12 protein-coding genes are annotated in these 14717 nt (G+C 38.3%); 4 read left to right on the forward strand and 8 right to left on the reverse strand.

Annotated features, from left to right (window positions below):
- Window positions 1–66: 66 nt before the first annotated feature.
- The 4 genes from speB to gabT form a co-directional block, all read right to left on the reverse strand.
- Window positions 67–1044 carry an agmatinase gene (speB, locus tag JKP73_RS02820; protein WP_021289434.1) on the reverse strand — a complete coding sequence of 326 codons (978 nt, stop codon included), beginning with the start codon at window positions 1042–1044 and terminating at the stop codon, window positions 67–69.
- Window positions 1045–1116: 72 nt separating this feature from the next.
- Window positions 1117–2526, reverse strand: coding sequence for a YjiH family protein (locus tag JKP73_RS02825; RefSeq protein ID WP_232620932.1), 1410 nt, complete (start codon window positions 2524–2526; stop codon window positions 1117–1119).
- A 111-nt stretch (window positions 2527–2637) separates the two neighbouring features.
- Window positions 2638–4038, reverse strand: a complete 1401-nt coding sequence (locus tag JKP73_RS02830) for an NAD-dependent succinate-semialdehyde dehydrogenase (protein ID WP_200410875.1) — start codon at window positions 4036–4038, stop codon at window positions 2638–2640.
- A gap of 11 nt (window positions 4039–4049) precedes the next feature.
- Complete coding sequence (gene gabT / locus JKP73_RS02835) at window positions 4050–5357, reverse strand: 4-aminobutyrate--2-oxoglutarate transaminase (protein ID WP_200410876.1); 1308 nt, start codon at window positions 5355–5357, stop codon at window positions 4050–4052.
- A gap of 109 nt (window positions 5358–5466) precedes the next feature.
- Between gabT and gabR the strand changes: the two genes are divergently transcribed.
- From gabR to JKP73_RS02855, 4 genes are all read left to right on the forward strand, one after another.
- Window positions 5467–6888 (forward strand): MocR-like transcriptional regulator GabR, encoded by a 1422-nt coding sequence (gene gabR, locus JKP73_RS02840; RefSeq protein ID WP_200410877.1) that lies wholly within the window; start codon window positions 5467–5469, stop codon window positions 6886–6888.
- A gap of 124 nt (window positions 6889–7012) precedes the next feature.
- A complete protein-coding gene (locus JKP73_RS02845; RefSeq protein WP_038242678.1) occupies window positions 7013–7573 on the forward strand; it encodes a TetR/AcrR family transcriptional regulator in 561 nt (186 codons plus the stop codon).
- Between the two features lie 61 nt (window positions 7574–7634).
- Complete coding sequence (locus JKP73_RS02850) at window positions 7635–8453, forward strand: purine-nucleoside phosphorylase (protein WP_200410878.1); 819 nt, start codon at window positions 7635–7637, stop codon at window positions 8451–8453.
- Between the two features lie 88 nt (window positions 8454–8541).
- Window positions 8542–9765, forward strand: a complete 1224-nt coding sequence (locus JKP73_RS02855) for a NupC/NupG family nucleoside CNT transporter (RefSeq protein ID WP_200410879.1) — start codon at window positions 8542–8544, stop codon at window positions 9763–9765.
- Window positions 9766–10379: 614 nt separating this feature from the next.
- Here the strand turns inward: JKP73_RS02855 and JKP73_RS02860 are convergent.
- The 4 genes from JKP73_RS02860 to gnpA all read right to left on the reverse strand — a co-directional run bounded on the left by JKP73_RS02860 (window position 10380) and on the right by gnpA (window position 14714).
- Window positions 10380–11243, reverse strand: coding sequence for a protein phosphatase 2C domain-containing protein (locus JKP73_RS02860; protein WP_038242668.1), 864 nt, complete (start codon window positions 11241–11243; stop codon window positions 10380–10382).
- 27 nt (window positions 11244–11270) lie between these two features.
- Window positions 11271–12176: an ROK family protein gene (locus tag JKP73_RS02865; RefSeq protein ID WP_021289443.1), complete on the reverse strand. Its 906-nt coding sequence runs from the start codon at window positions 12174–12176 to the stop codon at window positions 11271–11273.
- A 209-nt stretch (window positions 12177–12385) separates the two neighbouring features.
- Entirely contained in the window at window positions 12386–12553 is a 168-nt protein-coding gene (locus tag JKP73_RS02870; protein WP_021289444.1) for a DUF6903 family protein, read from the reverse strand.
- Window positions 12543–14714: a 1,3-beta-galactosyl-N-acetylhexosamine phosphorylase gene (gnpA, locus tag JKP73_RS02875; protein WP_200410880.1), complete on the reverse strand. Its 2172-nt coding sequence runs from the start codon at window positions 14712–14714 to the stop codon at window positions 12543–12545. Before gnpA ends, JKP73_RS02870 begins: the two co-directional genes overlap by 11 nt.
- Between the last annotated feature and the right edge of the window lie 3 nt (window positions 14715–14717).

Raw genomic sequence — 14717 nt, forward strand, 5'->3', positions numbered from 1 at the left:
TTTATTACAAAAAAAGGATGTCATCCAAACCATTTCGATTTGATGGCATCCTTCCCGCACGTATTTTTATTTAGTGAAGGTGGCTTCCTTCCCTTCAACTGCTAAATCATCACGCTTCTTCATGGCAACTAGTGTAATCATTTCAAATGCCACTGCAGAAGCAAGGGCAGCAGTTATTTCACCACTATCATATTCGGGCAATACTTCGACTAAGTCAAAACCTTTAATATCTAGCCCATGAAGTCCACGTACATATTCTAGGGCCTCATGACTATCAGGACCGCCTACTTCTGGGGTCCCCGTTCCTGGAGCAAATGCAGGGTCAACAAAGTCGATATCATATGAAACAAAAACGGGCTTGTCGCCAACACGTTCATGAATTTGGCGTAATACCTCTTCTTGTCCTAATTTTTTCACTTCACGCATCGGAATGGTTTTAAATCCTAAATCTTCCGGATCTGTTATATCTTCTGGTCCATAAAGCGGTCCCCGTAAACCAACCTGTATAGAGTGTTCTGTATCAATGAGTCCTTCCTCTACTGCTCTACGGAATGGCGTTCCATGCATATATTTTTCTCCGAAATAATTATCCCATGTATCGCTGTGGGAATCGAAATGAACGAGCGAAACAGGGCCGTACTTGGCTGCAAACGCCCGAAGATGACCTAGAGATACAGAATGATCTCCTCCAAGGATAATGGGAGTAATTTCTTTTTCAAGAATGGGAGCTAACGATTCTCCCACAATGTCATAGGATTTATGAATGTTTTGTGGAACAATTTCAAAGTCCCCGTAGTCAACTCCTGAACAATAATCAAAAATATTAATTCCTTGATTCGGATTATAAGGTCGAAGCAACACAGAAAAGTTACGAATATGCTGCGGGCCGCCACGAGCTCCAATTCGATTTGATACTGCAGTATCAAAAGGATTACCTACCACTACAAAATCTACATTTTCTGTTGTTTGGATTTGTTCCAGTCGCATAAATGTACGTACACCGGTGTATCGTGGGCTTTTTGAAGAATCTTTTGGTTTGTACATGTCGTCTTCCTCCTATTGAATTAATCACTCTACTATCAAACTAATTGCTAGCGGTTATTTATGCAAGTCACATTAAAGGAAAAAGAGCTGTGCCATTAGAATGATAATTGGCAGTGTAATGATGGTGCGCTGTAAAAATATAATTACCATATCAAGAAAACTGATTGGAATTTTCGAACGTAAAATTAAGATGCCTACTTCTGATATATAAATTAATTGCGTCATTGATAAAGATGCGATAACAAAGCGGGTAAGTTCACTTTCGATTCCACTGCCTATTACTGCCGGTAGAAACATGTCCGCAAAGCCAACGATCATCGCTGGCGCTGCCTCTGATGCTTCAGGGATATTCGCCCATTCCAGAAGTGGGACAAAGGGATAAGCAAGAATATGAAAGACTGGTGTAAACTCAGCAATTATAAGTGCAATCGTGCCTAATCCCATCACTAGTGGGAGCAAACCAAACCAAATATCAATGACATTTTGTACGCCACTCTTTACAATTGAGGAAATACTTTTCACTTCTGCTGCTCGAGCAACTGCTTTCTCCATCGCAAAGCGGAATTGGGTTTTCCCAGTAGGAACTTCTTCAGCGATTTGCTTGCCTGCTAATTCATAATAGTTATCTTCTTTTCTTGATAGTGGGGGGATCCTTGGAATGATAATTGCAGCAATAACTCCTGCCACAATAACCGTGATATAGAATTGTACAAACATATGACCCATACCAATAAAGTTAATAACGAGTAAACTAAAAGCAATGGATGCAATAGAAAAATTGGTTGCGATCACAGATGCTTCGCGTTTTGTATAAAATCCACTCTCATATTGCTGTGTTGTAATCAACACTCCAACGGTACCGCTTCCCATCCATGACGCTAAAGCATCAATTGATGAGCGTCCTGGTAATTTAAATAGCGGTCGCATCACCCCTCTAACAACAGTTCCAATAAACTCCATTAACCCAAAATTTAATAATAAGGGCATAAGAAAGCCAGCAATTAAAAACCACGTTGTAAGTACAGGAATGAGATCGAATAATACCGTACCACCGGTAGCACCCGTCCAGATAAATTTAGGACCTAACTCATATAGTGTCATTACTGCAAAAACAGCACCTAGGATGCGAAATATCCCCCAAAACCAATTAACATCTAATAATTCCCTTAAGAACTTGGAATTGGTCGCCCATTGTTTTTGGTATCGTAAACCTACTTTCATAACAGTAGTTCCCAATACAGAAAGGATTAACACACCTGTCATAAATGTTGGTAAATAAACTTCAAATTTGTTTTGAAGGAATTCAGCAATAATACCTATTCCAATTGTCCATTGTCCCTGATAAGGAATTGGAACAAGAAATAAAAATAAACCTGTAAGCGATACAATGAAAGATTTCCACTGATTAGATGGTGTCCAAAAAGACAAATCTTCTTTTTCCAAGTCGTTGGATTTTTCTATTTCTTTTTGAACCACATTCACATGAGCACCTCCGACTAAATCTACGACATACATTTAAACGAATTTTCCAACAATAAAGTTTTGCTAAGCATCTGGCTAATTCCATATCCGTAGAATTAGCCATGTTTTATCTTAAGAAAAGTTACAATTACCAATCGACAAATATTTTGTTTCTAAGTACGGTTCAATTCCTTCCAATCCACCTTCTCTTCCAATACCGCTCTCTTTCATTCCTCCAAAAGGTACATGCGCACCAGAAGGAGCCCCATCGTTCCAACCGATAATCCCATAATCAAGATGGTCATGAAGATAACTTCCTACGCGGTAATCATTCGTAAAGAAATAAGCCGCTAAGCCATATGGCGTTCGATTCGCTATCTCAACCGCTTCTTCAATAGATGAAAAACTCGTAATCGGAAGAATTGGTCCGAATGTTTCTTCCTGCATGATAGCCATCGCTTCACTCACATGAGTTAACACCGTTGGGTAGACAAAAAAAGTACCGTTTTCAAAATTAGCATCAAACTTATTTCCAATCGACACCTCGGCCCCTTTTTGAATTGCATCTTCTACTTGAGATACAATTTTGTCATAGCCTTTTTCATTTATGATCGGACCGACATCTGTATCCTTCTCTAATCCATTACCGACTTTCAAATGCTTTATCGCTTCTGTTAATTTTGCTGTATAAGATTCTACCATGCTCTCATGTACAATTACACGATTTGCACAAATACAGGTTTGACCAGCATTTCTAAACTTAGAAAGCATTGTTTGCTTAACGGCAATATCCAAGTCTGCGTCCGCTGCTACAATAAGTGGTGCATGACCACCTAACTCCATCGTTACATGCTTTACTGTATCTGCACTATCACGAATTAATGTCTTACCTACTGGTGTAGATCCAGTAAAGGTAATCTTTCGCACATAGTTGCTCGCAGTGAACAATGGACCAACATCAGTTCCATATCCATTAACGTACTGTATCACATCCGCTGGAATTCCAGCTTCATGCGCAAGGTCTACGAATCGCATCGTCGTCAATGGGGTTTCTTCCGCTGGCTTAATAATAAACGAACATCCTGCAGCTAGTGCTGGTGCTGCCTTTCTTGTCATCATCGCCGCAGGAAAGTTCCATGGCGTTATCGCCGCAACTAACCCCACTGGCTGTCGACTGATGACAATCCGCTTTGAATCAGACGATGCAGGAATCGTTCGACCATAGATTCTTACTGCCTCTTCTGCATACCAATCAATATAACTCGTTGCGTAATCTACCTCGCCCAATGACTCCTTTAGCGGCTTTCCATTTTCTAATGTCATAACCTCTGCAATTTCTTGTTTATGTTGTTGAATTACATGTGACCATTGTTTTAATAAGTTAGACCGTTTATGGGCATCAAGGTTTGCCCAGGCTTTAAAACCACGATGTCCATTTTCAAGCGCTCGATCAATTTCTGCTTTTGTATTAATTTTCACTTCATTAACAATCTCACCTGTTGCAGGGTTCCATACTTGGATCTTTTCAGACATGACCATCCCCCCTATTGATTAAATGCCTGTTCTAAAATGGTTAAGCCCTTCGCTAATTCTTCGTCTGAAATAACTAGTGGCGCCAAAAACCGAATCACATTTCCCTTTAGACCAGCTGATAGGAGTAGCAACCCATGATCATTCGCATAGTTGACAATTTCACTTGCCTTCGTTTTATTCGAAAATTTACTGTTTTGATCGGTAACTAATTCAACAGCTACCATTGCTCCTAATCTACGAATATCTCCTATAAATGCATGCTCCTTAGAGAGCGTAATTAATTTATCTTCTAGCTTTTTCCCAAGAAGCTCCGCTTTTTCCACTAATTTTTCTTCTTCAATAATATCTAATACTTGTAAAGCAGCCGCGCAAGCTACTGGGTTACCAGCAAATGTTCCACCCAATTCTCCAGGTTCTGCCGCATGAAGAATTTCTTTTCTGCCTACTACCCCACTTAATGGCAAGCCTGCCGCCAATGACTTGGAAACGGTTACCAAATCTGGTATAACATCAAAATGTTCCATAGCAAATAGTTTCCCTGTTCGTGCGAAACCAGTTTGAATCTCATCGGCTACGAATACAATTCCATGTTTTTCACAAAATGCACGCACAAATTGAACAAACTTCTTTGGAGGAATTATAAATCCACCTTCGCCTTGAACTGGTTCCATCACGACACAAGCTACTGTCTCTGGGGCAACTGTCGAAATAAAAAACTCCTCAAATTCTTCTATCTGTTGGTCAATATAATCTGATTCTGACATCGTATCTGGTTTATGGTAGAGGTAAGGATACGGCGCTTGATAAATTTCCGGAGCAAATGGCCCGAACCCAAATTTATATGGTTTTACTTTACTTGTCATCCCCATCGTCAAGTTCGTTCTCCCGTGAAACCCTCTAGTAAATGTAACAACGGCTTGACGATTGGTATATTTACGAGCGATTTTGACCGCATTTTCTACTGCTTCTGCTCCAGAATTGAACAGGATTGCTTGCTTATCGAAACTACCTGGAATTAGCTGGCATAATCGTTCCGCCAGTTGGATATACCCTTCATACATGACTACATTAAATCCCGGGTGTAAAAATTTATCTACTTGCGCTTTGACCGCTTCTGTAATTTTGGGGTGGGAATGTCCTACATTTAACGTCCCGATAGCACCAGCAAAATCAATCCATTCATTCTGTGCATGATCCGTAATGGTTGCTCCTTTAGCATGGTCAGCAATTAATACATTTCCGTTACTTACTCCCCTAGGAATATACTTATTTCGCTTTGTTCGTAATATATCATCTCTGGCTTGTTCGACAGTAGTCATCTATATCCCTCACTTTTTTAAATTTAGTAATTAGTATGACAATAATCTGGTATAATGAAAAGTACCAGATTTTAAATTTAATAGGTACCAGATTAAGGAGTGCTTTCAAATGTTATTGAGATTAGATAAAACAAAGAAAGAAGCCTTTATTTATCAGCAAATTTATGAAGAAATCAAAGCGATCATCCTAGCGGGTAAGATTCATGCCAATGAAAAATTACCTTCTAAACGAACGTTGGCCACTCAACTAAACGTCAGTGTAAATACGATCACCCATGCATATGAACAATTACTAGCAGAAGGATACATCTATACAATTGAAAAAAAGGGGTATTATGTCGAAGCGATAACTGCGTTTATTCAAGACAAACAACCTGTTCGTACTTTACCAGATGATTTAAGAGAAGAGAGTGTGGATAAAAAAGGTTGGCTCTCCTTATCTCATATGGCTTCTGATATTACGAAATTCCCATTTAAATCGTGGATCAAATGTCAGCAAAAGGCGATTAATCAGCATAAGCAGGAACTTTCAGAATTCCCGCATCCTCAAGGACCCTTCATTGTACGCAAAACAATTGCCAGGATGATTACATTATCTCGTGGTGTGGTTTGCGAACCCGAACAAGTTGTTATCGGCGCAGGTACCCAGCTGTTAATTCGTCAACTCATGGAAAGCAAAACAGAAAAAACGAGAATAGCCATGGAAAACCCAGGGTATTCCCGGTTTTATACCCTCTTAAAGAATATGGAATTTCCGGTACAGCTTGTCGACTTGGATAATAAGGGAATGAATATAGAAAGAGCGGAACAATCAAAGGCGAATCTTTTGTTTGTCACACCCTCCCACCAATTTCCAACTGGAAAAATAATGCCAATCTCTCGACGTATCGAACTGCTTAATTGGTCATTACAGAACAACGATCGTTATATTTTGGAAGATGATTATGACAGTGAATTTAAGTATGAAACGGACAACATTCCATCCTTACAAAGTTTGGATCGAAATCAGCGGGTTATCTATACCGGAACGTTTTCAAAAACGATTTTACCTGGACTTCGCATTAGCTATATGGTACTTCCACCAAAGTTATTGCGCGATTATCGAAATCACCATCAGCATTTGATTCAAAACAGTAACGCACTTGCACTGTATACGTTGCATTATTTTATTCAAACAGGAGAATACGACCGACATGTGAAGCGAATGAATCATTATTATAAAGTAAAAAGAAAAAAACTAGTCACCTACCTTCGATCTTACTTTAAACATACTATTTCGATTGAAGATATCCCTGCCGGCCTTCATTTTGTTGCAACGTTCAAAACGGAAAAGCGGTATGAAGAAGTTGAGACTCATGCTAAAAAAGAAAAGCTTGAGATTTACTCTATGAGACGGTTCATGTTACAACATCAACCCAAACAACCTGGAAAGATTAAATTAATTATCGGTTTTGCTAATTTACAAGATGAGGATATTGAAGAAGCAGTGAACCGGTTGGGGAAATGTGTAGGAATACATCATGGTTACTGAATCAGTTGATAATAATTAACCTCTTATAGTGTTCTATTTTGTATTGACAAATTGGTATCGCTTCCATAAAATATAATATGTAGACCGTTTGGTATAAAACTTTAATTGGAGTGAATGTTCTTACATGAAAAAAAATACTCGAGAAGAAATGATTAAGGCAACAGCAAAACTTCTGCAAAAAAAAGGGTATGTTGGAACAGGATTAAATGATATTATACAGCAAAGTGGTGCACCAAAAGGGTCTATTTACTACCATTTTCCAAATGGTAAAGAGCAACTAGCTATTGAAGCTATAAATTGGACAAAACAAGTCGTAACCAATTTTATTAAAGAAAAACTTACACTACATGACAATCCAGTAGAAGCTATACAATACTTTATAGCAGAGAGCGCAGAACGTTTTGAAAAAGACAATTACTTTATAGGGGTCCCTATTACTGCCCTTGTATTAGAAACGTCCTCAACCAGTGAAAACTTACGAAAAGCATGTAATGATGTATTTGAAGCCTGGTCTACAGAATTTTCTCAAGTGTTAGAAATAAATGGCTATGAAAAAGAGAAAGCAAACGAACTTGGCGAGTCCATAAATTCCATGATTCAAGGCGCCTTTATTGTATCCTTAGCTCGTAAAGATTCTTCTGCTATTCGAGGGATGTCTCACATGATACCTATCATTCTAAAATAGTCATTTTTTTTTATAAATTATGTAGACCGGTCTACTAAAAATAAAAACGGAGGTACAAATAATGCATAAGACAAATGAAATCCAGGAAGCGAAAGATTTTATATCAAGTAAAACGAATATTATCCCTGAAGTCGGAATCGTTCTCGGTTCTGGGTTAGGAAGTCTAGCTGACGAAATAGAAGATGCCGTTACTATCCCTTATGAAGATATTCCTTTTTTTTCTAAATCTGATGCGGCAGGACATGCAAACGAATTGGTTATTGGTAGATTAGAAGGAAAAAAAATCGTTGCAATGAAAGGACGCTATCACTACTACGAAGGCTACAGTCTGGATGAAGTTACATTTCCTATAAGAGTAATAAAAGCATTAGGTGCTAAAAATCTAATTATTACGAATTCTTGCGGTGCAGTTAATACAGACTTTAATCCAGGTGAACTAATGCTAATTACCGATCATATTAATTTAGTTGGTACAAATCCGTTAATCGGCAGAAATAATCCTGCCTTAGGCACACGCTTTCCTGATGTATCTGAGGTTTATAGCAAGAAGCTACGTAATTTAGCCTTAGATATAGCTATCGAAAATAATATTACATTACAAGAAGGTGTATACGGATGGTGGAGTGGGCCTGTTTATGAAACACCTGCAGAAATACGAATGATACGAACACTTGGAGGTGATGCAATCGGTATGTCTACTGTACCTGAAGCTACCGTTGCAATACACTCTGAGATGAGCGTATTAGGGATTTCTTGCTTAACAAATATGGCTTGTGGGATCCTAGACCAGCCTTTAAGTCATGATGAAGTTATTGAAGTTGCCGGCAAATCCCGAGAGAAGTTTGTTTTATTAGTTAAAAAAGTAATTAATAGAATTTAAACAAGTAATCAGGATGTACAATCACTTACATTCTGATTACTCCAAAAATGTCATAATTTTTATTTTATTATATACAGAGGTGTACAAAATGAATGTAATTTGGGGTATAGCAGGATGCTGTTTTATCATTTTGGTCTCTTTTCTCTTATCTGAGAACAAAAAATATATAAATATAAGAACAGTTACAATTGGTTTTTTTCTCCAAATTGTTTTTGGGTATCTTGTATTAAAATGGGAGTTTGGAAAAGAAGTACTTGCATATGTATCCACAGGCATCAACGATATTATTAACTATGGACATGAGGGAATTGCATTTGTTTTCGGTCCTTTAGCAGATAAGGACGGTGAACTTGCAGTCTTCGCTGTTAACGTATTAGGCCTCATTATCTTCTTAACCGTTCTAATAGCAATACTTTATCATTATGGAATCATGCAGTATATCGTTCGGATTATTGGAGGATTTATTTCTAAGATAATGAAGACTTCTTATGCTGAATCAGCAGCCGCTGCTGCGAACATCTTTGTTGGTAATACACAATCACCATTAGTTGTAAGGCCCTATATTGCCAATATGACGAGATCACAGTTATTTTCTGTAATGGTAGGAGGCTTAGCTTCCGTTTCTGGTGCTGTAATGGTTGGACTAGCTGCAATGGGGATTCCATTAGAATATTTACTATCAGCAGCCTTAATGTCTGCACCAGCAGGGCTTATGGTAGCAAAATTTATTATTCCGGAAACAGAAGAAATTAATGATAACGAGTGGATAAAACCAGTAGAAGCTGCTGCAAGCAAGGAAAAGACAAATATCATTGATGTTATTTTTGTGAGTTCAAAGGAAGGATTACACTTTGCAGTAAACGTAGGCCTCATGTTAATGGCTATCATTGGATTAATGGCGTTAATAAATGGGCTTTTAAATTGGGGAGGATCCCTTTTGGGATTTGACAACTTTTCATTAGAATTGATTTTTGGTTATCTGTTCGCTCCCATAGCATTTATTATTGGGATTCCTTGGGGGGAAGCTTTAACAGCTGGAAATTTATTAGCTCAAAAATTCTTATTAAATGAATTTGTAGCGTTTGCCCAACTATCTGAAATTATCGATAGCCTATCGGATAGAACATTAGCTATTTTGACTTTTGCACTTAGTGGATTTGCTAACTTTGGAGCAGCAGGCAGTATCGTTGGGATGCTAACAAACATGGCTCCTAAACGGAAGTTTGATATTCAAAAACTAATGTTGAAAGCATTAATTGCAGCTACTTTAGCAAACCTTTTAAACGGGGCCATTGTAGCAATGGTTATCTAATTAAAGCGGTGTTACATTGCCAGCTACATAATTATTGTTTTAGATACTTTTAAAAATAGGACCTCCTGTCTCTACTTTTATTTCATAGTTTGCCATACAGGAAGAAAAACGATAGGATTCCACTCTACGATGTATATAGCTTCCAAAAACTGGTTATCATTCCGTGTGTTAAGCTTGCCATCGACCATGTCACAGGTAAATGGGAACTGATTTGACTTGAAAAGAAACCAAACTTATATGTGTCGTAAGGTTCCCATTCGGTCCGTCGGAAATCAATAAAACAGCAATGCTCCTGTTATTAAGGATCTTTACGCTTCCTCTGCTGCTATTGATTCAAACTACGACATGTATACACAGTACTAATTTCTGCTCCAGCAAGGTGTTTTTTGCGGACATCTTCAGCTCCCGTGGCAACAAAGACTGCTTCTTCAAGGATCTTCAGTTATCTTATTTCCTGCTTGAGTCAACTTCCTTTTGCTCCAATTATCGAACATTTATTTAGTGAAACAAGCATGTTATGACATAAGAAGACTCCATGTTAACAAAGATACATAGACTTCGACGTGAAAGCGAAGACAGCAGACTTAAAAGCAGTACAAATGTTAGTATACCGGTTATCGTTCTAATAATAGAGCCGTTTTATCGTCACTTTCCTTTAACCTTGGATAGGTTAAACAGGAGGCGTCTTGACTCTCTCGTTTCACTACTTCATTAAATAATGCCTCTACCCCCTGATTACATGCAATCTTTGCAGATTTCTCCCAAGCAATCGTGGTTTGCTCTCTTGTAGGTAAAAGCATACCATCCGTAAGTAATACTATTTTCGACACCTTGCTTAAGGAAACCGTTCCTGACTCCATAAATTGGAATGCTTCAGCAGTCCCATCAATCACCCCATAACCCCCTGATGTATTCATGTTCTCGCGATTTTGCATTAAAATAGGTTTTATCATTTCTCTTAATTGACTTAAATCCATATGGTTTCCTTTTTTCTCATGGAGTTTCATGAATTCTTTAAGGGCAAGCTGATCAAAATATTGGATTAGATCATATGTAATTGCACGTATTTCACCACTTTTATACTCTACAAATATCATGCAGTCTCCCGCGTGAAAAAAGTCCAATGCATGACCATTTGAGTGCAACTGAATTGCTGCTAACCCGGTTGAACTTCTTTGCTTTTTAGGAATATCTTGAATACTAGATATATTGCTGCCACTCCTAGCAAAATTATTAAATTGATCCACTAATTTTTGACCTAGTGTTTGATTCGCTCGAAGCACCCCATTATATAATCCATCAGTTTGCTTCAGTGCTTGCAACTGCTCTTGGACCGTATACGAAGCCAAGTAACCCGGAAGTCCATCTAATCCAGTAGCCCCATCTATTACAGCATATACATTGGCATCTTGATTAATAACATAGGAATCTTCGTTAATCGGACCATTCCCTTTTTGGTATACATGGGTGCATTTCATTTATATACTCCTTTCAAACTCACCTGTTTAGTTCGAATTAAATACCTTAAGACCAGAGCCTAGAATTCCTTGGTCATGATTAAAATGACTAAATTCCATATGATCTAATATATGAAGTTGCTCCTTTAATAAGTAACAAGCTAATTCTTCTTTCACTAATTGTAATAGTTGCGGGTTATGTACAGCAACACTTCCGCCAAATACAATCTTGTGTGGGTCTAGTAAACTAGTAATCACGTATAACCCTTGGGTTAAAGAGGAAACCAGATCTTGAATAATTATCTCAGCTTGTGCATCTCCTTTATGATATGCAGATAATACATCTGCTGAGGTAATGTACGAATCTTTAAATAGATCCTGCCCTCTTTTGGCAATGGCAGGACCCGAAGCAATGGATTCTAACCTTTCCATGTATGTCCCTTTGTTTTTCAAGGTAATTGGAATAAGCCCTAGCTCTCCAGCAAAACCAGCACCTCGAATAATTTCTCCACCTTGGATGATGGAACATGCAATTCCTGTACTTATCGTAATATAAGTAAATAAATCCGTTTCCGTCAGCTCTGCTTTCTTCCATTCAGCAAAAGCAGCCATATCTACATCATTATCAATGACAATTCGATTAACGCCCAAAGCTTCGCTTATCCGTTTTGTAAACGGAAAGTCTCGCCAAGGTAGATTATTCTGGAATACAGCTATTCCATTTTCCCTATCCACTTTACCAGGGATACCTGCACCAATACCAAATATATCACTTAATGGGATACTCGAATGATTCATCAGGGTCTGCACACATGTTATTACCTGTGAAAACATTTGCTCTTTATCAGAAGTATCACTTCTTACAACTTCTTTTTGAATTAAATCCCCATGTTCATTAACAATCCCACTTGCAATCTTTGTCCCACCAATGTCAATACCAATGGCGTACCTCATTTCCTTCCCCCATTCTAATGGCTTAGAAAAGGCAAAACCAAATGGAGTGTTTCCAAAATTGTTTTGCCTCTTTATTCCAGATAAAAAGTTTCATTTTTATTACATGCGTATTATGGAAACTTAGACTTTCATCACCAAGATTGGCAAAAAGCAAAAGTAGTTCGTGTTCAAAAAGGAGGATAAAGATGTGACAATTTAACCATCCTCTATTAAATGAATTTCCGATTATAATTCCAGAGCAGGAACAACAACCCCGCCAACCCAATTAATTGGGAAAATAACTCAAGTCTCCCAATTGTTCGTTGTCCATTAATGATCAAATACATGCAAAAGAGAAAAAATACGATTTTCAAGATACGAAACACCTTATCTTCCATCTTTGCATACCTCCCAAATAATCTCACTCGGTCCAAGGGTCACTACATGCTCAATACCGGTTCCAACATAAACATTTGTTGTCTGTGTCTCCATTGAATTGTTAACAACTGCGTACATATTGATTTCTAAGTAGGCATGAACTTCACAGTGAATATTTGATGCATACCATTTCTTCAATTCCCTTTCTTTATGTGCTGCAAAAAATAATGCCCGCATAAACAACCGTGTGTTTTCATGGCTATATGGAAGTCCGGCCATATAAACACTTCGACCACTTCCAAATGGTGAACTAGCTAAATAAATGCCATCATCATTTTGTCCAAGAATCGTCGTCTGCTGCTCTAATGCATAGATGTTTTTTATCCCTTCACCGAAATGGAATACCTTGGTATCATCGGTAATAAAATGGGAATCGGCCGTATCGGTAAAATACTTGTTCGTCGATAAGCTAAACCCAAGTTCTTTATCCACACCTAATACATTGGCTAGTTGAAAATAACGTCCTTCGTGATGATATGCACTTGGTTCGCCAATCCCGATAAATCCACCGCCATGATAAATCCATTCTCTTAGTTTTTCTGTCAACACAGATTCCTTCCATATTTCCCCACCTGAGAAGGCTGTACCAGCATCTCCTGCATTTATGATCACATCGATGTCATCAGGTATACCATGATGTATCACATCGTCAAAAGATAGAAAGGTAACTTCTGCATTTGAACCACTGAGCGCTTCCAAAATACCATAATAGGAATAGGTTTGCTTATACCACTTCCCATGGGCAACAGTGTGTGCCTGCCAGGATCTCAGTTGTCCCCAGGCATTCAGGATGGCCACTTTAATTCCTGTATAAGGCTTTACTCCTTTAATCTTGTCATAAATTTCGCGAAATTCCTCGGTAATGTGTTCCACATAGTCAACAAACGCAGGAAATTTATAGGCGAGGCTTAAATAGCCGCCATAGCCGATGCGATCCAGTGGTTTTCGCATCATAGCCCTTCTAGCAGACAACCAAATTTCATTCGCTTCAATAACCGGATCATTCCCTTCATAAAATGTATCCGGGAAAAAGTAAGGAAGTAATCGCCCCTCGGTATAAGCAACATGCGGAATATCGGAAATAATTCGAAGGGTAGTTCCATCTCCAACACTGCCAACGACCGCATCCATATCTGTATCTTTAAAATAGTTGCCGTATGGTTCTGTTCCAATCCAATTATCTCCTAAAAACATCATTGCTTCCTTGCCGCTGTCGTGAACCATTTCAACCAGTTCTTTCACTTCTTGCGCAACAAATTGTTGAATGAAATCAATATAATCCAAATAGGCTGTTGAAGGAACGCGAAAGGTAGTGTTGTAATAGCCTTGATCTACGATATCTTCCGGTCTTAGTGAATAGCCTTTTTCCTTTTCAAAGGCTTGCAATGCCGCCACAGAAACGCTCGCTCCATAGCCAAACCAATCCACAAATTTTTCTTTTCCTAAATGATTAAATATCAATGTAAAATGATAGAAAAAGGTGGTAAACCGAACCACATCGGTGTCCGGATTTTCCTTTAGCCACTTTACCAAATAATCTTTAATAAATTGATTAGAGTATGGCTGCCGAGCATCAAAAGGGATTTCATGCGGTTTATCCCCCCAATCATTGGTCATATGATTGTACATTTGTGTCGGATCCCATTTCATATAAGCTAAAAAGGAGACCGTATATTCATGCCAAGGCTGTGCTTGATGAATAACTAATTGATTCTCTGCTTGATTGACTTCCCAACTATCTGGATTTACTACCTCACCTGTTGTCCGGTCAATTACTTCCCACCACTTTTTTGGGTCATGTACATAATCCGGTTCTATCTGTTCATCAAAGTACCCCTTCGTAAATGTTACTTCCAGCTTCGTTCCAGTAGCCATATGATATTGGGACATGAGATAAAGCTGCTGAATTTCTTCCGGATGCTGTTCAGCAAATTCATTGTGACTTCGTGCCACAAAATAGGTCGTATATATTTTGGCATTTAACTGTTTGATTTCTTTATCCAACTTGGTTCCATCACTATCCCGCAAAGCATCTGCACCCCAACGGCTAAGTAGTTCCTTCGTTTCATTTAAAAAATTTTCCTCACTTGGTAACGTTACTCTTCCTGATAATTTCTTCATTTG

This window comes from Virgibacillus salexigens, from assembly GCF_014905415.1.
In the GTDB taxonomy this organism is placed as follows: Bacteria; Bacillota; Bacilli; order Bacillales; family Amphibacillaceae; genus Virgibacillus; species Virgibacillus salexigens.